At 71.2% G+C, this 21,826-nt stretch carries 21 protein-coding genes and 1 pseudogene; 15 read left to right on the plus strand and 7 right to left on the minus strand.

What is annotated here, in order from left to right:
* Positions 1-37: 37 nt before the first annotated feature.
* A pseudogene (locus tag OIE47_RS30680) lies at positions 38-130 on the plus strand (integrase); the annotation flags it as partial.
* A gap of 103 nt (positions 131-233) precedes the next feature.
* Positions 234-1,283: an NAD(P)/FAD-dependent oxidoreductase gene (locus OIE47_RS30685; protein WP_326558012.1), complete on the plus strand. Its 1,050-nt coding sequence runs from the start codon at positions 234-236 to the stop codon at positions 1,281-1,283.
* 130 nt (positions 1,284-1,413) lie between these two features.
* Here the strand turns inward: OIE47_RS30685 and OIE47_RS30690 are convergent, their stop codons facing one another.
* The gene (locus tag OIE47_RS30690) at positions 1,414-1,620 is read right to left on the minus strand and encodes a hypothetical protein (RefSeq protein WP_326558013.1); all 207 of its coding nucleotides are present in this window, start codon (positions 1,618-1,620) and stop codon (positions 1,414-1,416) included.
* Positions 1,621-1,734: 114 nt separating this feature from the next.
* Here OIE47_RS30690 and OIE47_RS30695 point away from each other — a divergent pair, with 114 nt between their 5' ends.
* Positions 1,735-2,628 (plus strand): 1-aminocyclopropane-1-carboxylate deaminase/D-cysteine desulfhydrase, encoded by an 894-nt coding sequence (locus OIE47_RS30695; protein ID WP_326558014.1) that lies wholly within the window; start codon positions 1,735-1,737, stop codon positions 2,626-2,628.
* Positions 2,629-2,678: 50 nt separating this feature from the next.
* On the opposite strand, the gene OIE47_RS30700 is transcribed toward OIE47_RS30695, so the two are convergent.
* The 3 genes from OIE47_RS30700 to OIE47_RS30710 are packed head-to-tail and all read right to left on the minus strand — an operon-like array spanning position 2,679 to position 6,044.
* Positions 2,679-3,911: an LCP family protein gene (locus OIE47_RS30700; RefSeq protein WP_326558015.1), complete on the minus strand. Its 1,233-nt coding sequence runs from the start codon at positions 3,909-3,911 to the stop codon at positions 2,679-2,681.
* 55 nt (positions 3,912-3,966) lie between these two features.
* Positions 3,967-5,046, minus strand: coding sequence for an MraY family glycosyltransferase (locus OIE47_RS30705; RefSeq protein ID WP_326558016.1), 1,080 nt, complete (start codon positions 5,044-5,046; stop codon positions 3,967-3,969).
* Positions 5,043-6,044: an NAD-dependent epimerase/dehydratase family protein gene (locus OIE47_RS30710; RefSeq protein WP_326558017.1), complete on the minus strand. Its 1,002-nt coding sequence runs from the start codon at positions 6,042-6,044 to the stop codon at positions 5,043-5,045. The genes OIE47_RS30705 and OIE47_RS30710 overlap by 4 nt, the downstream gene beginning before the upstream one ends.
* A gap of 220 nt (positions 6,045-6,264) precedes the next feature.
* Between OIE47_RS30710 and OIE47_RS30715 the strand changes: the two genes are divergently transcribed.
* Complete coding sequence (locus OIE47_RS30715; protein WP_326558018.1) at positions 6,265-7,227, plus strand: NAD-dependent epimerase/dehydratase family protein; 963 nt, start codon at positions 6,265-6,267, stop codon at positions 7,225-7,227.
* Between the two features lie 79 nt (positions 7,228-7,306).
* Positions 7,307-7,900, plus strand: coding sequence for a pentapeptide repeat-containing protein (locus tag OIE47_RS30720; protein WP_326558019.1), 594 nt, complete (start codon positions 7,307-7,309; stop codon positions 7,898-7,900).
* Positions 7,901-7,943: 43 nt separating this feature from the next.
* Here OIE47_RS30720 and OIE47_RS30725 read toward each other — a convergent pair whose 3' ends face one another.
* Together OIE47_RS30725 and OIE47_RS30730 are read right to left on the minus strand one after the other, a co-directional pair.
* Complete coding sequence (locus OIE47_RS30725; protein WP_326558020.1) at positions 7,944-9,206, minus strand: nucleotide sugar dehydrogenase; 1,263 nt, start codon at positions 9,204-9,206, stop codon at positions 7,944-7,946.
* 199 nt (positions 9,207-9,405) lie between these two features.
* A complete protein-coding gene (locus OIE47_RS30730) occupies positions 9,406-10,902 on the minus strand; it encodes a protein kinase domain-containing protein (protein ID WP_326558021.1) in 1,497 nt (498 codons plus the stop codon).
* Positions 10,903-11,177: 275 nt separating this feature from the next.
* Between OIE47_RS30730 and egtA the strand changes: the two genes are divergently transcribed.
* The 9 genes from egtA to OIE47_RS30775 all read left to right on the plus strand — a co-directional run bounded on the left by egtA (position 11,178) and on the right by OIE47_RS30775 (position 19,175).
* Positions 11,178-12,410, plus strand: a complete 1,233-nt coding sequence (egtA, locus tag OIE47_RS30735) for an ergothioneine biosynthesis glutamate--cysteine ligase EgtA (protein ID WP_326558022.1) — start codon at positions 11,178-11,180, stop codon at positions 12,408-12,410.
* On the plus strand, positions 12,407-13,732 hold the full coding sequence (gene egtB, locus OIE47_RS30740) for an ergothioneine biosynthesis protein EgtB (protein ID WP_326558023.1): 1,326 nt from the start codon (positions 12,407-12,409) through the stop codon (positions 13,730-13,732). The genes egtA and egtB overlap by 4 nt, the downstream gene beginning before the upstream one ends.
* Before the next feature lie 49 nt (positions 13,733-13,781).
* Positions 13,782-14,531, plus strand: a complete 750-nt coding sequence (gene egtC, locus OIE47_RS30745; protein ID WP_326558024.1) for an ergothioneine biosynthesis protein EgtC — start codon at positions 13,782-13,784, stop codon at positions 14,529-14,531.
* Positions 14,528-15,493: an L-histidine N(alpha)-methyltransferase gene (gene egtD, locus OIE47_RS30750; RefSeq protein WP_326558025.1), complete on the plus strand. Its 966-nt coding sequence runs from the start codon at positions 14,528-14,530 to the stop codon at positions 15,491-15,493. Before egtC ends, egtD begins: the two co-directional genes overlap by 4 nt.
* Before the next feature lie 252 nt (positions 15,494-15,745).
* Positions 15,746-16,333 carry a TMEM165/GDT1 family protein gene (locus OIE47_RS30755; RefSeq protein ID WP_326558026.1) on the plus strand — a complete coding sequence of 196 codons (588 nt, stop codon included), beginning with the start codon at positions 15,746-15,748 and terminating at the stop codon, positions 16,331-16,333.
* Positions 16,334-16,412: 79 nt separating this feature from the next.
* Positions 16,413-16,796, plus strand: a complete 384-nt coding sequence (locus OIE47_RS30760; RefSeq protein WP_326558027.1) for a DUF1622 domain-containing protein — start codon at positions 16,413-16,415, stop codon at positions 16,794-16,796.
* An 8-nt stretch (positions 16,797-16,804) separates the two neighbouring features.
* Entirely contained in the window at positions 16,805-17,104 is a 300-nt protein-coding gene (locus OIE47_RS30765) for a hypothetical protein (protein ID WP_326558028.1), read from the plus strand.
* A gap of 136 nt (positions 17,105-17,240) precedes the next feature.
* The gene (locus tag OIE47_RS30770; RefSeq protein WP_326558029.1) at positions 17,241-17,465 is read left to right on the plus strand and encodes a hypothetical protein; all 225 of its coding nucleotides are present in this window, start codon (positions 17,241-17,243) and stop codon (positions 17,463-17,465) included.
* Between the two features lie 177 nt (positions 17,466-17,642).
* The gene (locus tag OIE47_RS30775; RefSeq protein ID WP_326558030.1) at positions 17,643-19,175 is read left to right on the plus strand and encodes a polysaccharide biosynthesis tyrosine autokinase; all 1,533 of its coding nucleotides are present in this window, start codon (positions 17,643-17,645) and stop codon (positions 19,173-19,175) included.
* Here the strand turns inward: OIE47_RS30775 and OIE47_RS30780 are convergent.
* Positions 19,156-19,770 carry an arsenate reductase/protein-tyrosine-phosphatase family protein gene (locus OIE47_RS30780; protein ID WP_326558031.1) on the minus strand — a complete coding sequence of 205 codons (615 nt, stop codon included), beginning with the start codon at positions 19,768-19,770 and terminating at the stop codon, positions 19,156-19,158. The genes OIE47_RS30775 and OIE47_RS30780 overlap by 20 nt on opposite strands.
* 278 nt (positions 19,771-20,048) lie before the next feature.
* On the opposite strand from OIE47_RS30780, the gene OIE47_RS30785 reads away from it, so the two are divergent.
* Entirely contained in the window at positions 20,049-21,824 is a 1,776-nt protein-coding gene (locus OIE47_RS30785; RefSeq protein ID WP_326558032.1) for a DUF4012 domain-containing protein, read from the plus strand.
* Positions 21,825-21,826: the final 2 nt, after the last annotated feature.

A 21,826-nucleotide genomic window follows, 5' to 3' on the forward strand; every position in this document is an offset into this window, starting at 1 on the left:
GTCATCGGTGACAAATGTCAGTGCGGGTCGCGCCGGCGCCGGCGCCCGCCACCCGGCCGCCCAGCACCGCGAAAGCGCTTGCGTCCGCAGTGAACGCCGACAACGCTGGGGCCGGCCACGAACCAAGGCCGACCAACGCGCAACCCGGCAACCGTGCACGGTCGGCCGACGAGCAGCATTGCCCTGTTCCCGCGGGTCGAGTCGGTTGCCGCTGCTCAGGAAGGGATGACGTCATGTCTCACTCCCGGCTCGCTCGGTCCGGTGGCGGCTCCACTTCAGCGGAAACGGTCATCGTGGTGGGCGCGGGCATCGTCGGCGCCTCGGTGGCGTACCACGCCGCCCGGGCCGGTGCCGTGGTGACCCTCGTCGACGCCGGGCGGCCGGGCGCCGGCGTGACGGCGAACTCGTTCGCCTGGATCGGTGCGTCCGGCGTACGCACCGGTCCGGCCGCCGCGCTGCGGGCGACCGCGACGCAGGAGTACCGCCGGATCGAGGCCGAACTGCCGGGCCTCCCGGTGACCTGGTCCGGCTCCCTCTCCTGGGGTGCGGCGGACACCGCGCCGGAGGCGGGGCCCGGGCAGGAGATTCTGGACGCGGCCACCGTGGCGACGATCGAGCCCACCCTGCGGCAGCCCCCGGAGTGGGCCGTCTGGGCGCCCGATGACGGTTCCGTCGACCCGGTGGGCGTGACCGAGCGGCTGGTCGCCGGCGCCCGCGCCCACGGTGCCCGGATCCATCCGGACACCCCGGTCACCGCGATCCGCCGGGACGCCGCAGGTCGGGTCGCCGGGGTCGAGACGGCTGGGGGACCCCTTCCCGGTACGACCGTGGTGCTCGCGGCAGGGGTGGCCACGGCCGCGCTGAGCGCGCCGCTCGGCGTACGCGTCCCGGTCGAACCGTCCCCGGCGACGCTCTTCCGGTTCCGCGCTCCGGCCGGTCTGGTCCGCACCGTGGTCAACAACCCGGACTTCGATCTCCGGCAGGTCACCGCGGAGCAGCTGGTCGCCGCCGCGGACTCGCCCGACCGGACCCTCGCCGCCGTCCGGTCCACCTTCCGCGGCGCCACGAACGTCGAGTTGCTCAGCTCCCGGGTCGGCGTACGCCCCATGCCGGTCGACGGCGAGCCGATCATCGGCCCGGTCGCCGAGGTGCCCGGCCTCTACGTGGCGGTGCTGCACTCCGCCGTCACGCTCGCCCCGGCCGTCGGCCGCCTGGTCGCACGGGAGCTGGTCGACGGCGCCGCCGAGCCGATGCTGGCGGGCTGCCGCCTCGACCGCTTCTGAGCGGGGCCGACAGGGTTCGCGTTCGCGGCTCGGCGACCGCTGAGCCGCTCACCGAAACGGCCAGCGGGCCGGTACGCGGAGGGGGGCCGCGTACCGGCCCGCTGGCCGGAGTTGACGCTATGAGGAAGGGTTACTTCGAGGGCTGCGGTACCTCGCAGCTGACCTTGGGGTTCAGCCCGACATAGTTGAGCGGGCCGGCGATGACCGTCACGACCGTGGTACCGGCCTCCGCACAGTTGTCGTTGGAGCTGTCGAAGTAGCCGCGTTGACCGGCTGCTATCGCTCCGATGATCAACCAGATGACAAGGATGGCCGCTCCTGCTGATCCGATGCGCACTGTTGCCTCCTCGTCCGAGAGCCTGGATCTGCGTGCTCCTGATACCCACTACGGCGGGTCACGCAAACGCGTACCGCGAGGCTTCGATCGATGACGGTCGGTTACCGTGACCGGGTGGCGGACGGGACATGGTGGAGCGAACGGGTACGGCTGCGCCTGCCGTCGCCGGTGGTCGAACTGGACGACGACCGGCTCGCCCGGCACGGCGTACGGCTGCTGCTGAAGCGGGACGACCTGATCCATCCCGACCTGCCCGGCAACAAGTGGCGCAAGCTGAAGTACAACCTAATGGCGGCGCGGGAACGGGACCTCCGGACGCTGGTGACCTTCGGCGGTGCGTACTCCAACCACATCCGGGCGGTGGCGGCGGCGGGTGCCCACTTCGGGTTCGCCACGGTCGGGGTGATCCGGGGCGAGCAGCACCTCCCGCTGAACCCGTCCCTGGCGTACGCGGTGGAGCGCGGGATGCGGCTGACGTACCTGGACCGGGCCGGCTACCGGGACAAGGACAACCCGGAGCTGCTGGCCCGGCTCCGGTCGGAGTTCGGCGAGCACTACCTGTTGCCCGAGGGCGGCAGCAACGAGCTTGCCGTACGGGGCTGCGCCGAACTTCCGGCCGAGATCACCGAACCGTTCGACGTGATCTGCGTACCGGTCGGCACCGGGGGCACGCTCGCCGGTGTCGCCGCCGGTCTGGCACCGGGCCGGTCCGCGATCGGCTTCTCGGTGCTGCGGGGCGGGCAGTTCCTGGACGCCGAGGTGGAACGGTTACAGACCCGTGCCGGTGGATCGGTCACCGACAACTGGCGGATCGAGTACAACTTCCACTTCGGCGGGTACGCCAAGCGCCGCCCCGAGCTGGACACCTTTGTCGTCGACTTCGCCGACCGGCACGGCCTGACCCTCGATCCCGTCTACCCCGCGAAAATGATGTACGGCATCTTCGCGCTCGTCGCGGCGGGCGGATTCGCGCCCGGCACCACCATCGTCGCCGTGCTGACCGGCTGAGCCGTCCGTCCCCGGCGCTGACCGGGGCGTTCGAGGCCGACGCGGCCGGTTCAGGCGGGGTTGGGAGGGAGCAGGTCCTCCGGGTGCTGCGTGACGTACTCGCCGACGGTGCCGGTCTTGAACGCCTCCCAGAGCCGCTCCCGCCGATCCGGTACGAGGTCCGGGTCCGGTGCGCCCCTCTCGGCGCTGCTGGTCGTGCTCCCGGTCGGCGCGGTGAGGAACCAGATGCTGTCCGTCCCGACCGCGCCGGCGGCCTGCGCCACCTCGCGCAACTCGTCGCGGCCGAAGTGGTCGTCGACCGAGACCGCGCGGGTGAGCGCGTCCAGCAGCCGGTAGCTCGTCAACGCGTTGGCGTCCGGTGGGGGCGAGGCGACCTTGACCAGCAACGCCCGGAGCAGGTTCTGCTGGCGCTGGATCCGGTCGACCGTCCCGTCCGGCAGGTTCGCCGGCTGCCGCAGGTACGCCCGAGCCCGAGCGCCGTCCAGTTGGTTGACGCCGCCGTGGAACCGTACGCCGCTGCGGTCGGTGACCTCGGCGGCGACCGTCACGTCGACCCCGCCGAGGACGTCCACCACGGGGGCGAGTTCCTCGAAGTCGACCACCATGAAGTGGTCGACCCGTGCGTCGGTGAGCTGTTCGACCGTGCGTACCAGCAGTGTCGGACCGCCCAGCGCGTACGCCCCGGCGATTGTCGACCGGCCGTGACCGGGCACGTCGACCCTGGTCAGGTACGGGATCGAGATCACCGAGGCCGAGTCGTCGCGGGGATCGAAGCGGATCAGCATGATCGCACCCGCCGGGGGCTGCCCGATCCGGGCCAGTGCCTCGTCGTCGGCGGGAGCGGGGGCGGGAACCAGGTCGGGGGGCGGGTCGTCGGCGTACCGGTCGGCGGCCGACCCGTCGGGGCCGCCACCCTGTCCCTGGCCGGCCGGGTCGTCCTGCGGTCCGTTCGACGCCTCGCCGTCCCGGTCGGGTCCGCGCAGCTCGGCGCCGATGGCCAGGATGCTCCGGCCGTCCTGCACCGCGGCGCTGGTCACCGGCCGTTCGGCGCTCTCGACGGGGCCGAACACCTCACCGACCCGGGAGACCTGGCCGGTCAGATCGGAGCTGGTGAGGTAGCCGATGGCGAGCACGCCCACAGTGCCGGCCGACACCAGGATGGTGGTGCTCAGCGCGAGTCGGCGCAGCCGTCGGCCCCAGCGATGTCCCTCCGGTTCCTCCGGAGGCCGTCGCGGTGGTCGCGGGGTGATGCCGTCGAAGAGGAAATCGAGCCCGTCGTTCACCCCACGTCACCACCGAGCCGTCGGCGGGCCGGGATCCGTACCACGTCCACGTCGGTCAGCCTCGCACCGTGTCGGGGGCGCGGCTCGCCGTCGTCGCGGACGTCGGCTGTTCGCGCCGGGTCGGTTGTCCGTAACCGGCTGGCACCTGCAACAGCAGCACGATCAACACGGCCACCGCACCCAGCGCCCCGAGCAGGGCGGTGCTGCCGGGCACCACACCGGCCGAGACCAGGACCGCGATCAGGCCGGCGGTCGACGTGCCCAGGAAGAGGGCGCCGAGCAGCGCGTGCGGTCCGACACCGGTACGCAGCAGCCGGTGCGCGACATGGTCGGTGCCGCCCTGGAGCCACGACCTGCCGGCCCGTTGCCGGGACACCAGGACGAGCCCGGTGTCGACGGCGGCGACGAAAATGATCAGCAGGAGAATGGCCGACCGGTCCACCGTCGCCCGTCCGGGAGCGACCATCGCCGCGCCGGTCGCGATCAGGAAACCGATGAACAGCGATCCACTGTCGCCCATGAAGATCCGGGCCGGTGCGGCGTTGTGCAGCAGGAATCCGGTGCAGGCGGCGGCCAGGCAGAGCAGCAACAGGGCCAGGTCGGGCTGGCCGGCGACAACGGCGAAGACCGACAGCGGTACGGCGGTCGCGCAGGCCACCGTGGCCAGTGCCCCGTCGGTGTTGTCCAGCAGGTTGAACGAGTTGGTCACCACGATGATCCAGCCGACCGTGAGCACTAGATCGAGCTGGTCCTGACCGATAAGGTTCAGCCGTACGCCGCCCAGTGCCACGGCGGTGGCGAGCAGCGCCTCGATCGCCATCCGGGTGCTCGGCCTGAGCGCACGGGCGTCGTCGACCAGGCCGAGCACGGCGATCCCGAGCGCGGCGGCGAGCACCAGCCAGATCCGGGACCGCTCGAGGTCCACGAGCGCGGCGGTCGGTATCAGCGTGGCGACGACGAGGGCCGCCCCGCCGAGGTACGGGGTGACCCGCCGGTGTGCCTTGTGCGGGGCGGGTCGGTCGGTGAGGCCGCAGCGCAGCGCCACCCGCCGCGCCGGCTCGACGAGTACGGCCACCAGCAGGAGCGCGGCGAGTGCACCGATCGCCGTCTCGGTGGCCGGTAGTGGCACGTTCACGCCGGCAGCATCTGGATCCGGCCGGCCTCTTCGGCCCGCGCCTCGGCGACGGTTTCGCGCAGGATGTCCTCGAGGGTGCGCGTCGGCGTCCAACCGATCATCCGGTTGATCTTGGTGATGTCGGGCACCCGCCGGACCATGTCCTCGAACCCGAGACCGTACGCCGTCTCGTAGGGCACCAGCCGCACCTCGGAGGTGCTCTGGGTCTGCTTCACGATCCGCCAGGCGAGGTCGAGGATGCTGATCTCGGCGGGGGAGCCGACGTTGACCGTCTCGCCGATCGCCGCCTCGCAGTCGAGCAGGTCCATCAGCGCGCCGACCACGTCGGTCACGTGCGCGAAGCAGCGGGTCTGCGACCCGTCGCCGTAGACGGTCAGCGGCTGGGACCGGACCGCCTGGCGGACCAGGCGCGGGATGACCATGCCGTACGCCGGGCTCTGTCGGGGTCCGACCACGTTGAACAGCCGGACGACCATGCTGGGCAGGGACCGTTCCTTGTGGTACGCGTTCGCGAGGATCTCGTCCACCGCCTTGGCCGTGCTGTACGCCCAGCGCACCACGGCCGGGCTGCCCAGGATCCGGTCGGCGTCCTCGGTCAGCGGGCCGCGCGAGTTCTTGCCGTACACCTCGGAGGTGCTGGCGATGAGGATCTTGCGCCGGTAGCGGTGCGCCGCCTCGATCACGATCTCCGAACCGCGGATGTTCGTGGTGAGCGACTTCAGCGGCTGCTCCACGATCAGTTTGACGCCGACCGCGGCGGCGAGGTGGACCACGGTGTCGCAACGGTGCACCAGTTCGTCGACGACCAGTTCGTCGAGCACCGAACCTTGGACGAAGTGCAGGTCAGGGTGGGTCGATGCCTGATCCAGGTTGGCGATCCGACCGGTGGACAGGTTGTCCAGGACGACCACCCGGTCGCCTCGGGCCAGTAGCGCGTCCACCAGATGCGAGCCGATGAAACCGGCGCCGCCGGTGACCAGAATCGTGCCGCGTGGCATGGAACGTCCCCTCTGTTTCGCTCGCTGACGTGCCGCGAGTCCCGTTGGAATTCGGCCCCGTTGAGCACGATAGGCCATATACCATCGCCAGGGCGACAAATAGTGATTTCGTACAACATGATCGTTTATCGTGTGGTCCAGGGCGGGAAGGTGCCTCAGTGCTGGGGTGTCGCCCGACGTCCAGGTTGTCTAACTCGTTCCGTGCAGAGAGGGATATCGGGTGAGAGTCCTCGTTACCGGCGGAGCCGGCTTTATCGGTGCCAACACCTGTCGAGAGTTGGTTGATAGGCCGGAAATCGGGCAAGTTGTCGCGCTGGACGACCTCAGCACCGGCTTCGAGGGGAACCTCGCCGACCTCCCGGTCCGGCTCGTGACCGGGTCGATCCTCGACCGCGACCTGCTCGACGAACTGGTGGACGGCATGGACGCCGTCATCCACCTCGCCGCACGCCCGTCGGTGCCACGCTCACTGGCCGACCCGGTGGCCAGCCACGAGGCGAACGCGACCGGCACCCTCTACCTGCTGGAGGCGTGCCGCCGCGCCGGGACCTACCTGGTCGCGGCCTCGTCCTCCTCGGTCTACGGATCCGTGGCCGAGCTGCCCAAGCACGAGGACCTCGCCACCCGACCGATGAGCCCCTACGCGGCCAGCAAGCTCGCCGCCGAGGCCCAGGTGCTGGCGTACCACTCGGCCTTCGGGGTGCCGACCCTGGCGCTGCGGTTCTTCAACGTCTACGGACCGTTGCAGTCGGTCGGGCACGCCTACGCCGCCGTGATCCCGGCCTTCGTGGACGCCGCGCTGCGCGGTGAGCCGCTGACCGTGCACGGCGACGGGGCCCAGAGCCGGGACTTCACGTACGTCGGCACGGTCGCCCAGGTGCTCGCCGACGCGGTCGTACGCCGGGTCACCTCGACCGTCCCGGTCAACCTCGCGTACGGCAACCGGGTCTCCCTGCTCGCCCTGATCGGCAAGCTCGCCTCGCTGGTCGGCCGTCCGGTCGAGGTCGCACACGGTCCCGCCCGGGTCGGTGACGTACGCGAGTCGCAGGCGGACTCGACCCGCCTCACCAACCTGTTTCCGGCGATCCGTCCGGTGCCGCTGGACGACGGCCTGGCCCAGACCGTCGACTGGTACCGGAGTCAGTCCCGGCACGCCCCGGAGCCGGTGCCGGCCGCCGGTTGACCCCACCCGTACACCCGAACTCACCTGCCGGCGTCGGCTGCGGACATCTCCTGTCGTACCACGGCACTAGGCTGCCCTGGTGGTGAAGACGATCGAGGGTGAGACGTTCCGGAACGAGGACTGGTACGGGGACGAGTTCACCGACAGCACCTACGTCGGATGCACCTTCCTGCACGTCGACCTGATGGAGGCCTCGACGCGGGGCACGGTGTTCCAGGACTGCACCTTCGGCAACGTCCAGTTCAACGCCTCCCGGCACACCGACTCGGCCTTCCTGCGCTGCACCTTCAAGCGCTGCAACCTCTTCGAGGCCGAGTTCACCGGCTGCAAGTTCGTCGGCAGCACCTTCACCGAGTCCGACCTGCGTCCACTGCGGGTGTTCGGGGGTGACTGGTCGTTCGTCGGCCTGTCCGGCGCCGACCTGCGCGGGGTGAGGTTCGAGGGCGTACGGATGCGCGAGATCGACCTCACCGCCGCAAACTGCGCCGAGGCGGCCATCGTCAACGTGGACCTCTCCGGCGCCCAACTGCACCACGCCAACCTCGTCCGGTGCGACCTTCGCGGCAGCGACCTGAGCGCGCTCGATCCGAGCACCACCCAACTGACCGGCGCGATCATCGACCCGGCCCAGGCGGTGGTCATCGCCCAGACCCTCGGCCTGGAGATCCGCTGAGCCCGGTCAGCCCTCGAGTTCCCGCCCCCGACGCGTCACCGGGTCAGAGCCGTTCGACCGCCCGACCGACGCACCGGTTGCGGCTGTCGAAGACGTACGTCGCGGACGAGCCGATCATCTCGTAGTCCAGCCCGTCGTGGTCGGTCACGATCAGCACCGCGTCGGCGGCGTCGACCTCGTCCTCGGTCAGGTCCACCACGGTCACCCCGACCGGGATGTGGTGCGGTTCGGCGTACGGCTCGACCGCCCTGACCTCGGCGCCGAGCGCGCGGAGCCGGGCCGCCACCTCGATGGCGGGGGAGTCCCGCATGTCCCCGGTGTTCTTCTTGTACGCCAGCCCGATCAGCAGCAGCCGGGCTCCGTTGATCGTCCGCCCCTGCTTGTTCAGACCCACCATGAGCCGCTGGACCACGTGCTGCGGCATCTCGTGGTTGATGTCGTTGGCCAGCTCGACGAACCGGAACTGCCGACCGAGCGTCCGTTTGACCTGCCAGGACAGGTAGCACGGGTCGATCGGCAGGCAGTGGCCGCCGACCCCCGGGCCGGGCCGGAACGGCATGAAGCCGAACGGCTTGGTGGAGGCGGCGTCGATCGCCTGCCACACGTCGACGCCCAGCTCGCTGGCGCACATCGTCAGCTCGTTGATCAGGGCGATGTTGACCTGGCGGAACGTGTTCTCGATCAACTTGGTCAGCTCGGCCACCCGGGTCGAGTCGACCGCGACGGTCTGCTCGACGATCCGCCGGTAGAAGCCGTCCACCCGGGCGAGGGCGTTGGCGTCCACCCCGGAGACGACCTTGGGGGTGTTCTCCAGCCGCCAGGTCGGGTTGCCGGGATCGATCCGCTCCGGGCTGTAGCCGAGGTGGAAGTCGCCGGGGCTCTGCAGGCCGGTGGCCTCCTCCAGCAGGGGCCGGAGCAGTTCCTCGGTGGTGCCGGGGTAGGTGGTCGACTCCAGGATGACCGTGCAGCCGGGCCGGACGTACGGGGCGATGGCCGTACCGGCGTGCTCGACGTAGCTCAGGTCCGGTGCGCCGTCGCGCAGCGGGGTCGGCACGCTGATCACGCAGACGTCGAAGTCGCGGGCGTCGGTGTAGTCGCTGCTCGGTCGGTAGCGTCCGGTGGCCAGCGCGGCGTTGAGGCGGTTGGTGGAGATGTCCTCGATGAACGACTCCCCGGCGCTGAGCCGCTTGACCCGGCTGTCGTCCAGGTCCAGGCCGACGACGTCGAGGCCGGCCTCGACCGCGCGGATCGCCAACGGCAAGCCGACATATCCCTGACCGATGACGACCAGCTTTTCAACGCTCATACGGGGCTCCTAGGGCTGTAACCAGGTAACCCGCACTTTATGGCGACTTATGCGCGCAGGAGCGTGAAACAGGATTAATGGCGTTCTCGCGTTCCGAAGGTGGCACGACCCCGCGCCGGCCTCCCGCGAACCGGCGTCACACGGCCGACGCCCCGCCGGGTGCAGGGCTGCCCGTGCAGGTCAGGAGCGCCCGTCCGAGTCAGGGGTTGCCCGGCGACGCTACCGGGACCTGCGGTTCGGCCGGCGCATCCGGCGTAGCGGGCGCGTCGGTCTCGGGTGGTGGGGTCTGCTCCGACGAGGTCTGGCTCGCCGTGGGGCGGGCGGAGGTCGGCGCCGGGCTCGGCGTGGCACTCGGCACCGTGCTCGCCGACGCCACCGGAGACCCGGTCGCCGCCGGACCGGACGGTGCGCCGGGGGCCGGCGCGTTCGAGGTACGCCCCGACGGTGCGGCATCGTCCTGGCCGGCGCCAGCGCTCGGGCCGGCACCCGGTACCGCCCCGGTGGCGCTCGGGTTGACCGGCGGCGTCTGCCCCCTGCCGCCGTCGTCGCGCACGAAGGCGAGCACGCCCAGCAGCGCCCCACCGGCGAGCAGGGTGGCGGCCCCGGCCATCACCACCGCACGGCGGCCCGATGCCCGATTCGGGCGGGCACCGGCTGGAACGGGCGCACCGGTCCCGTCGCCGGGTCCGCCCCGGAAGTCACGGACGACCGGCATTTCGGGCAGGGTCCCCGTGCCCACGCCGCCATCCGTTCCGGTCGACCGGGAAGCGATGGCGGCGCCGGCCAGCGCGCCCCCGACCGGGGCGAGGCCGGCAACCGGCGCGGTGGCGGCACCGACTGATCCGTCGGTGCCGGCCAGAGCGGCGTCGGCCGCCTCGGCGAACGCCGCCGCACTCGGGTACCGATCCTCGGGCGCCTTCGCCAGTGCCCGGCTGACCAGCGCGGCGACCGGTGCCGGCAGGTCCGCCGGCGGGGTCGGCGGTGGGTCGTGCAGGTGCCGGACGGCAACCTCCAGCGCGGTCTTGCCCGAGTACGGCGGCTCCCCGGCGAGGCAGTGGTACGCCACCGCGCCGAGTGCGTAGATGTCGGTGGCTGCCGACACCGGTCGGCCCGCCGCCTGCTCCGGTGCCATGTAGAGGGCGGTGCCCGGAACCGCGTTGGTGCTGGTGATCCGGGTCATGGTGGCGGAGCGGGCGACTCCGAAGTCGACCAGGACCACCGTGCCGTCCGGCTGGATCAGGAGGTTTCCCGGCTTCACGTCACGGTGCACGATGCCGCTGCGGTGCGCGGCGTCCAGGGCCCGTGCCGCCTGTGCCACCACCGACAGGGTCTGCTCGATACCCATCCGGCCGGCCGCCTCGATCCGCCGGGAGAGCGGTTCACCGGCCACGTACTCCATGACCATGTAGTCGGCGGTGGTGCCCCCGCTCAGCACCTGTTCCCCGCAGTCGTACACCTGTACTATGCCGGGGTGGTGCAGGGTGGCCATCATCCGGGCCTCGGCCCGGAACCGGGTGATGAAGTCCGGCTCGGCCACCAGTGCCGGCAGCAGCACCTTGAGCGCGACCTGTCGGCCGAGCAGGAGGTCTGTCCCGCGCCACACGTCACCCATCCCGCCGGTGGCGAGCCGTGCGTCGAGTTGGTAGCGATCGTTGAGGAGAACTCCCGGAGCCAGCACGACTGCATCCCTACCCACCTCGCGTCTCCGTCACGCCTTGCTCCACAGCCGAGTACGGCACCGCGCCAGGGGCTTGCGTTGATCGGCATGAATTTGTTGTGCTGCTCCGGTGCGGATGCGACTACACCGCGTCCGACGCCGGGTACGGATCGTGAATCCGTTTCGCGCTCTGGACGGAGTTCGTCTGGTAGACACGAGGAGGTGGCACTCCCGACAGCCCGGCCGGTCAAGGTCGGATTGGAAAACGACGGCAAGGGTAGTTCCAGTCGGTCGAACGAAGGGAGATCGATGCCGTGATACCGGCCGACCTCGACACGCCACCCGTCCTGCGCGAGTTGTCCGACGCGGAGGGCTACCTGGCGAAGATCTGTTTCAAGACCGGACCACCGATGCTCAGCGGCGTAGAACTGGAATGGACCGTTCACGACCGTACAGACCCGGCCCGACCGGTCGACCCGGACCGATTACGGGCCGCGCTCGGATCGCACGCACCACAGACACTCGACCCGGCCGGCGCATCCTCGCCGCTGCCGGGACACGGCACGGTCAGCGTCGAGCCCGGCGGGCAGGTCGAGATCTCCTCCGCCCCGCACCGCTCCCTACGCGCCCTGCACCTGCACACCAGCGCCGACATCGACCGCCTCACCGAACTGCTGGCCAGCGCCGGCCTGAGGCTCGGTCGCAGCGGTATCGACCCGTACCGCACACCCACCCCGGTGGTGGACACCCCCCGCTACCGCGCGATGCGCACCGCCTTCGACCGTCGCGGCCCAGCCGGGCGGACGATGATGTACAGCACCGCCGGCCTGCAGGTCTGCCTCGACGCCGGCACCCCGGAGGGGTTCCGGGACCGCTGGGACGCACTCCACTGGCTCGGACCACCGCTGCTCGCCGCGTTCGCGACCGCGCGGCACCACGCCGGTCGTGACACCGGCTGGGCCTCGGCCCGGATGGCGGCCTGGTTCGCCATCGATCCGCCCCGCACCCGGCCGGCCTGGACGGCGGCCCGCGCGGGCGCGGATCCGGTCGCCACCTGGTCGGCCTACGCACTCGGCGCGCCACTGCTCTGCGTACGGCGACCCGACGGGGACTGGAGGGTGCCGGACGGGATCACGTTCCGCGACTGGATCGGCGGCGCACTGCCGCAGCCGCCGACCCAGGAGGACCTCGACTACCACATCAGCACCCTGTTCCCCCCGGTACGGGCCCGCGGCTACCTCGAGGTCCGTTACCTCGACGCACAGCCGCCCGGCGAGTGGATCGCACCCGTCGGGGTGCTCGCCGCGCTGCTCGACGACACCGCCGCCTTGAGCCTGGCCAGGGAGGCGTGCGAGCCGGTGCTCGACCGTTGGGACGAGGCGGCCCGGCACGGCCTGGCCGACCCGGCCCTGGCGCGGGCGGCCGCCACCGTACTGCGGGTCGCGCTGGCGGCGGTGGACCGTACCGACCTGGCGCCGGCGACCCGAGATCAGATCAGCCACATCGTGCAGCGGCGACTGGGCGCCGCGGACAGGAGACGACCATGACCTCCGCGGGATCGGACCGGGATCTCCGGGTACGGATCGCAGACGAATTGGAACGGGCCCGTACCCGGAGCGCGCTGCTCACCGAGGCGGTGGACGAGACCGAGCTGATGCGTCAGCACTCGCCGATCATGTCGCCGCTGGTCTGGGACCTCGCCCACGTCGGCAACCAGGAGGAACTCTGGCTCGTCCGCGACGTCGGTGGCCGCGAGCCGGTACGCCGCGACATCGACGACCTGTACGACGCGTTCAAACAGCCCCGCCGGGACCGGCCGGCGCTGCCCCTGCTCCGGCCCGACGAGGCCCGGTCCTACCTGGTCACCGTCCGGGACAAGGTGCTCGACCTGCTCGACGGGATCCGGTTCGACAGCCGTCGGTTGGTGAGCGACGGGTTCGCGTTCGGGATGATCGTCCAGCACGAGCAGCAGCACGACGAGACGATGCTCGCCACCCACCAGTTGCGGATCGGTCCACCGGCACTCGCCGCACCCCCGCCACCGCCCGCGGTCGTGCCGGTCTCCGGGGAGGTACGGGTGCCCGGCAGCCGTTTCACCATGGGCACCTCGACCGACCCCTGGGCGCTCGACAACGAGCGCCCGGCACACGTGGTGGACGTACCGGAGTTCTTCATCGACGCGGCGCCGGTGACCAACGGGGAGTACCTGGCCTTCCTGACCGGAGGCGGTTACGACAACGAGCGCTGGTGGAGCGGGCCCGGCTGGCAGCACCGGCAGGAGGCGGGACTGACCGCGCCCCTGCACTGGCGGCACGACGGGACCGAGTGGGGTTACGTCCGTTTCGGTCGGTACTCCCGCCTGATCATGGACGAGCCGGTGGTGCACGTCTGCTTCTACGAGGCCGAGGCGTACGCCGCCTGGGCCGGCAAGCGGCTGCCAACCGAGGTGGAGTGGGAGAAGGCGGCCCGCTGGGACCCGGCCACCGGACGCTCCCGCCGCTACCCGTGGGGGGACGCCGATCCGGGTCCGGAGCAGGCGAATCTCGGCCAGCGGCACCTGGCGCCGGCACCGGTCGGCGCGTACCCGGCCGGTGCGTCGCCGCTGGGGGTGCACCAGTTGATCGGGGACGTCTGGGAGTGGACGTCGAGCGGGTTCGAGGGTTACCCCGGTTTCACCGCGTTCCCGTACCGGGAGTATTCGGAGGTCTTCTTCGGCAACTCGTACCGGATGTTGCGGGGTGGGTCGTTCGGCACCGACCGGTCGGCCTGCCGGGGCACCTTCCGCAACTGGGACCTGCCGATCCGGCGGCAGATCTTCAGCGGCTTCCGCTGTGCCCGGGATCCCCGCCCGGAGGAGACCGGCGCGTGAGCCACCGGCACCCGTACGGTCGTCCCCGGCCGCGTCCGGTGGTCGGCTGATGTGCCGGCACCTGGTCTACCTCGGACCGCCGGTATCCCTGGCCGCCCTGCTGTTCGACCCGCCGCACGGGCTGGTCCGGCAGTCCTGGGCGCCCCTGGACATGCGCGGCGGCGGGACCGTCAACGCCGACGGCTTCGGTGTCGCCTGGTACGCCGACGCCCCCGACCCGGTCCGCTACCGCCGGTCGACCCCGATCTGGGCGGACGCGGCCCTGCCGGCGCTGGCCGCCTCGACCCGTTCCGGGGCGGTCCTGGCGGCGGTCCGTTCGGCCACCGTCGGCATGCCGGTGGTGGAGACGGCGGCGGCGCCCTTCGCGGAGGGGCGCTGGCTGTTCAGCCACAACGGGGCGGTTCCCGGCTGGCCGGAGACGCTGGTGCCGCTGGCCGAGGGGCTGCCGGTCCGGGACCTGCTCACCCTCGACGCCCCCACCGACGCGGCACTGCTCTGGGCCCTGGTACGGCACCAGCTCCGGACCGGCGTCCCACCGGACCTGGCGATCGCCGCCACCGTACGGATGGTCGCCGCCGCCGTACCCGGATCCCGGCTGAACCTGATGCTCACCGACGGCGTGACCGCGGTCGCCTCCACCGCCGGACACGCCCTGTCGGTACGCACCGGCCCCGGTTCGGTGCTGATCAGCTCCGAACCGCTCGACGACGACCCGGCCTGGGCCGGGGTACCGGACGGCCGACTGGTCGTCGCCACCACCGACGAGCTGCACCTGCGACCGATAGGAGAGTTGGCGTGACCGCGGATCCGTTGGAGATCTACCTGGAAGAGCGGGACCTGGCCCGAGCGCTGCGCGAGGACGTCCGGACCGGGCTGACCGCGTCACCGAAGTGGCTGCCGCCGAAGTGGTTCTACGACGCGCGGGGCAGCGAACTGTTCGAGGAGATCACCCGGCTGCCGGAGTACTACCCGACGCGGACCGAGCGGGCGATCCTGGCCGAGCACGCCGCCGAGATCGCCCGGGTCACCGACGCGAAGACGCTGATCGAGCTGGGGTCGGGGTCGTCGGAGAAGACCCGGCTGCTGCTCGACGCGTTCACCCGGCACGGTGGGCTGGGCACCTTCGTACCGCTGGACGTCTCGATCAGCGCGCTGCGGCAGTCCACGGCCGAGATCGCCGAGGCGTACCCGGGTCTGCGCGTCCGTGGCCTGGTCGGCGACTTCACCCACCAGCTCGACCGGCTGCCCACCGGTGGCAGCCGGTTGGTGGCCTTCCTCGGCGGGACGATCGGCAACCTGGTGCCGGCCGAGCGGGCGGAGTTCCTCCGGTCGATGCGGGACGCGCTGGAGTCCGACGACTGGTTGCTGCTCGGGGTCGATCTGGTCAAGGACCCGGCGGTGCTGGTGCCCGCGTACGACGACGCGGCCGGGGTGACCGCCGAGTTCAACCGCAACGTGCTGTCGGTGATCAACCGGGAGTTGGGGGCGGACTTCGATTCGGCCGCGTTCGAGCATGTGGCGATCTGGGACCCGGAGCACGAGTGGATCGAGATGCGGCTGCGGGCGCGCCGGGCGAGCCGGGTCCGGGTGCTCGACCTCGACGTGGACTTCGCCGAGGGCGAGGAGATGCGGACCGAGGTGTCCGCCAAGTTCCGACCCGAGGGCGTCACCGCGGAGCTGGACTCGGCCGGTTTCCTCGTCCGCCACTGCTGGACCGACGAGCGCGACCTTTTCGCGGTGGTTCTCGCCCAGGTCGCCTGACCTGCACCGACTCCTCCTCCGGCCGGCTCGCCGGTCCGCTCGGCGGGCCGGCGGGCCGACTGGGCGGGAGATCGGTTAGGCTCGGTGACGCGAAGGGGAGTAGCTCCCAATGTCGTGGTCGACATACTGGTGCGCAAGCATCCGGCCACGCGGCCTCACCACGGTGAGGCGGGCGAGACCTTCGACCAGGCTGTTCAAGCCGGGTCGAGGTCGATCGCGCCCTGGACCCGGTCCCGACCGGGAAGGGTTTTCATGGAGGGCTTTTTTGTTGCCCTGGTGGTCAGCTTCGGCGTGATCTTCGTTGCCGAACTCGGCGACAAGTCACAGCTCATAGCGCTGACCTTCGCCACCAGGTTCAAACCGGTGCCGGTGCTGATCGGTATCACGATCGCCACCGCGCTGGTCCACCTCGCCTCGGTGGCGATCGGCTACGGGCTCGGTGCGACGTTGCCCACCGGCTGGATCGCGCTCGGCGCAGGTGTGGCGTTCCTCGGCTTCGGCGCGTGGACGTTGCGCGGCGACAGGCTGACCGAGGAGGAACGGGCCAAGGCCGAGCAGACGAAACGGTCGGCGATCATCGCCGTCTCGGTCGCGTTCTTCATCGCCGAGTTGGGCGACAAGACGATGCTGGCGACGATCACCCTGGCCACCCAGTACGGCTGGTTCGGCACCTGGGTCGGCTCGACGGTGGGCATGGTCGCGGCGGACGCGTTGGCCATCCTGGTCGGCCGGATGCTCGGCCGTCGGCTGCCGGAAAAGGTCATCAAGTACGGCGCCGCCGCCCTGTTCGCGATCTCCGGCCTCTGGCTGCTGCTCGACGGGCTGAAGGAACTGCTCTGACCCGTTCCGGCCTACTCGGCCCGGCGTGGGGTAACCGCCCTCGGGTGTGCCCCACGCCGGGTGGGCCGAGGGAGCCGGGTTGGCCGAGGAACTGCTGCGCGATGTCTCCGGTGTGCTGGTCACCGTGGTGGAGGCGGTCGGCGCGTGTGTCATCTTCGCCGGGGCGATCTGGGCGGCGGTACGGTTCGTCGTGCTGGCGGTGCGCCACCGTACCGCTGCGGTCTTCACCCCCGTCCGGCTCTCGCTGGGCCGGTTCCTCACCCTCGGCCTCGAATTCCAGCTCGCCGCGGACGTGCTCCGTACGGCGGTCGCTCCGAGCTTCAACCAGATCGGGCAGTTGGCGGCCATCGCCACCATCCGGACCGCGCTGAACTACTTCCTGCGCCGCGAGATCGAACAGGAACAGCGCCAGATCGCCGGCCGTACCTCACCCGCTGATTCTCCGCACCGGGACACGCAGTGATCCGGTCGATGGCGATCAGTCTGATCACCGCGGCCGCCCTGTTCTCCGGACTGGTGACCCTGCTGACGGTCCGGTCCTGGCGTACCGCCCTGCGGTTGCTGCTGGACCTGCTGACCGCGGCCAGCCTGATCCGGCTCGCCTCGGCCGAGCACTGGGCCGACATCGCCACGGCGGGAACGATCGTGCTGTTGCGTACGGTGATCGGCGCGGTGCTCGCGACCCCCGCCACCGGCTCGGGCCCGGCCCGCCCGGTGCCCGCCACCCCTCCCGACCGGCCTGATCCGGCGCCGACGGGCCCGACCGGGTGACCCGGGCAATGCCCGGCGTTTGCCATCCCACCGTCTCCGCCATGCCTACCGTGAGTGGTGCTCGGGCCGGTCCGGCCCGTGCATACGCGGCCGTGACCGACTGCTCGGGGCGGCCCGACGAACAGGGGGTCGAGCGATGACCACACCACCCGATGGCGGGGCTCGCCACGACGAGCCGAACGAGTACGGCTTCGCCGGTGACCCGACGGTGCCGGAGCCGGAGCGCACGAACCGCCCGGACGAGCTCGACGAGGCGGAGGAGGTGGCGGTGCCCGGGGACGACTTCACCGAAGGCCTCAGCGAGTCCCTCGACAACGAGGAATCCCACGACCCCCACCGCGGCGACGCCAAACCTCGGTAGCAATATCGGCCGTGTTGGGCCGAATACGGGCACAAGGGCGGTTCGGTCCTCTACATTCGGTTCGGCGCTGAATACAGGCGGTATGGATCTTTTTCATACTGTCTGAGTTTCCGGGCGTACCGAATAGCCCGCACGCCGGATCAACCGTTAACGCCGCAGATAGGGAGGTCTGGCCTGATGGATCTGCGCACCCACCTTGCCGTCGTGCGCCAACGCTGGTGGCTCGTACTGGCGACGGTCATGGTCGGGCTCGGCGCCGCCGGTCTCGTGACCGTACGCACCGAGCCGCTGTACACCTCGTCGGTGACGTTCTTCGTCACCACGCAGAGCCAGGGCGTGACCGACGCGTACCAGGGTGGCCTCTTCCTCCAGCAGCGGGTGAAGTCGTACGCCGACCTGCTCACCAGCGACCGGCTCGCCCAGAGCATCGTCGCCGACGGGCCGGTGGGGCTCACCGCCGACGAGGTGCAGGCCCGGATCACCGCGCGGGTGGAGGCGAACACCGTACTGCTCCGGGCCACCGTCACCGACAGCGATCAGGCGCGGTCGCTGCGGCTCACCGAGTCGGTCGCGTCGCACTTCGTCTCGCTGGTCCAGCGGTTGGAGACACCGCCCGGCGCGCAGGAACCGCCGGTGAAGATCGAGACGGTGAGCGGCCCCCGGGTCAGCGCCGATCCGGTCTCGCCCCGACCGGCCCGCAATCTCGCCGTCGGTGGGGTGCTCGGCCTGCTGCTCGGCATCGCGCTCTGCGTGCTCCGCGGACTGATCGACAACACCGTCCGCGACGGCGCCACCCTCCAGCAACTGACCGGCAGCCCGCTGCTGGGGCAGATCCCCTGGGACGTGGAGGCGCTCACCGCGCCACTGATCGTCGGCACCGCGTCACATTCGTCGCGGGCGGAGGCGATGCGCAAGCTCCGTACCAACCTGCGGTTCGTGGACGTGCACGAGTCGGCGCGGGTGATCGCGGTGACCAGTTCGGTCCAGGGTGAGGGCAAGACGACCCTCTCCTGCAACCTGGCCATCTCACTGGCCGAGGCCGGCTGGCAGGTGCTGCTGGTCGACGCCGACCTGCGCCGCCCGAAGATCGCCCAGTACCTGGGGTTGGAGGCCGGCATCGGCCTGACCGACGTGCTGATCGGCGAGGTCGAGGTCGCGGACGTGGTGCAGCCCTGGGGCGACAAGTCGCTGCTGGTCCTGCCCGGCGGCTCGATGCCCCCGAACCCGAGCGAGTTGCTGGGCTCCAAGGGCATGGCCGACCTGCTGCGGGCGCTGCGCGACTCGGCCGACATCGTCATCGTCGACACCGCTCCGCTGCTGGCCGTCACCGATGCCGCGGTGGTCGCGGTGCAGACCGACGGGGTACTGCTCGCCACCCGGCACGGCAAGACGACCCGGGCGCAGGTGGCAACGGCCACCGAGGCGCTGGAGGCGGTCTCCGCGCGGGTCCTCGGCTGCGTACTCAACATGGCCAAGGTGGCCAGGTCGGACAACTACCAGTACGAGATGTACCGGACCCTCGTCGCCGACCCGCCACCGGCGGAGCCGATCCCGGCGGCGCCGGCGGCCGAGCAGGTCGACTGGCCCGTCGCCACCGGCGCCGGGACGGCACCGGCGGGGGGACACGAGGACGAGTTGGGACCGCTGCGGGAGGATCCGCGGACGGTCGGGGCGACACCGACCCAGGAACTCAGCCGGATACCGCGATGAGTCCCACGGTCGGTCGGAGCGCACGCTCGATCTCGCGTACGCAGTGACGGAACTCCGCGATCGGCAGCCCCACCGGGTCGGTCAGGTCGTCGTCGTCGGGCCGGGCCGGAGGCTGCAACCCGGCCCGGGCCCGGCTGGCCGCCGCCACCGCCGCGTCGAGTCGGCGCACCGGGTCCCGTGGCCCGTCCGGCGTCGTCGCGCCCTGCTCGCCCGTTCCGCCCTGCTGGACCGCGGCGGCGGCGAGCCGGGCGAACTGGCGCAGGGTGAACGTACGGCGCAGCGCGGACGGCGCCAGCGAGACGCAGGTGGTCCGCTGGGCCCTGGTCGCGGTGAGGATCAGCCCGGCCCCGCGGAGCTGCTCGGCGTGCAGCGGCCGGCTGCGGAACGCCTCGGGGTCGGTGCCGCGTTCGGCGGTGACCCGGGCGGCGTGCGGGTGCATCGGGTAGCCGGGCACCGCGTGGGTGCCGGCGCTGCCGACCGGTACGCCCGCCGCCTCGCCGCCGAGCCGCTGCGCCAGCAGTTCCCGGGCGAGGTACTCCGCCATGGGGGACCGGCACAGATTCGCGTGGCAGACGATCAGCACCCCGCCGAGCATGTCTCCTCCTCGCTGCTCCGGCGTCACGGTCGGCCGGTAGCCCACCGGGTGCAACGAGCGGCCGGTCGGTGCGATCCGCGACGAACGGCTCCGGATCGGCGAGCGCCGCGCTGAGTGCGAGCTTTACTCACAAGCCGCCACGTATGGGCTGTAAAAAGCCTGTACGACGGCGAAGAAACGAATAACCGTGCTATAGAGATCTGTAGCAATTACATCCTTATGGTCGTTTTGCCCAAACTATGGAGTGTGTTGGTGTGACGCAGGGCGAATCTGCCCCGATGCAACACTCACGACGCCGGTCCAGCCGGCCCCGGTCGCGAGTGGGGCTGCGCCGTACCCTGATCACCGTTCTGGTGGTCGCCTGCCTGCTGTTCCTCGGCGTCGGCTGGCTCGGGTTGCGCGGCTGGCAGGCTCGGGGTCACCTGCTCAGCGCCGCCGGACTCGCGGGCGAGCTGAGCGAACAGGTGCTCGCCGGCGACACGGAACAGGCCGCCCGCACCCTGTCCGCACTCCAGTCGCAGGCCGGGGCGGCCCGCTCCGCCACCGGCGACCCGACCTGGCGGCTGGCCGGTCACGCGCCGTACGCCGGTGACGACCTGACCGCCGTACGGGACATCGCCGTTGCCGTCGACGACCTCGCCCGCCACGCCTTCCCGTCGCTGCTCAGGTTGGACCTGGCCACGCTGGTGCCGAAGGGCGGTCGACTCGACCTGACCCGGTTGCAGGCCGCCGCCCCCGAACTGAGCACCGCCGACACCGCCGTCCGGCAGGCCCGCGAACGGGTCGACGGGATCCGCTCCGCCGGACTCCAGGCACCGGTCCGGGACGCGGTCGAGCAACTGCGCGCCGAGTTGGACCGGCTGGCCGATCTCACCTCCACCGCCCGCCACGGCGCGGTCCTGCTCCCGCCGCTGCTGGGCGCGGGCGGCCCGCGTACCTATCTCGTCGCCTTCCAGAACCTGGCCGAACCGCGCTCGACCGGCGGCATCTTCGGCGCGTACGCGGTGATCCGGGCCGAGGGCGGCAAGGTGCAGATCCTCAAGCAGGGCGCCGCCGCCGAACTGGGTGGCTTCGACAAGCCGGTCAGCGTCCTCGACAAGGACATGCGCGGGCTCTACACCGACCTGCTCGGCATCTACCCGGCCGACGTGAACCTGACCCCGCACTTCCCGACCGCCGCCGCCCTGTTCCGTGAGATGTACCGGCGCCGGACCGGCACCGTCGTCGACGGCGTGCTCGCCACCGACCCGGTGACCCTGTCCTACCTGCTCGAGGCGATCGGGCCGGTGCCGGTGCCCAAGCACCCGACGCTGACCTCGGCCACCGCCGTGAAGACCCTGCTCTCCGACGCCTACGAGCGGATCGACGCGCCCAAGGACCAGGACAAGTACTTCGCCAACGCGGCGATGTCGGTCTTCGACGCCCTGCTGACCCGCACGGTCGACCCGCGCAAGCTGCTCGACGCACTGGACCGGGCGGTCGACGAACGGCGGATCCTGTTCTGGAGCGCCCACCAGCAGGAGCAGGACGACCTGGTCGACACCCGTGTCGCCGGGGTCCTCCCGGAGCAGGAGGCGGTGCCGACGGTCGGGGCCTTCCTCAACGACGGCACCGGGTCGAAGCTCGGTTACTACCTGACCCGTTCCGCCGAGCTGACCGTGGGCGGCTGCCGCCCCGACGGCCGGCGTGAACTCAAACTCCGGCTCGCGATCGGCTCGACCGCGCCGAGCAAGGGCCTCAGCGATTCCGTACTCGGCCTGCAGCTTCCCGGGGACCCGTACCGCAACCGAGTCGTGGCCTACGTCTTCAGCCCGGTCGGCGGCGCCCCGGTACGCGCCCGGCTCGACGGCGCGGCCACCCCGATCGGTGCCGGAATGGAACGAGGGCGGCGGGTCGCCGTCCTCAGCGTCGACATCCCACCGGGCAAGACCCGGGAACTGGAGGTCGACCTGTTGACCCCGGTGACCCGGACCGGCACCGCAGATCTGTGGCTGACGCCCGGCGCCACACCCTGGACCACCCGTGTCAATCCTGCAACCACGTGTGAACAGTAGAG

Origin of the sequence: Micromonospora sp. NBC_01796 (assembly GCF_035917455.1) — a bacterium.
In the GTDB taxonomy this organism is placed as follows: Bacteria; Actinomycetota; Actinomycetes; order Mycobacteriales; family Micromonosporaceae; genus Micromonospora_G.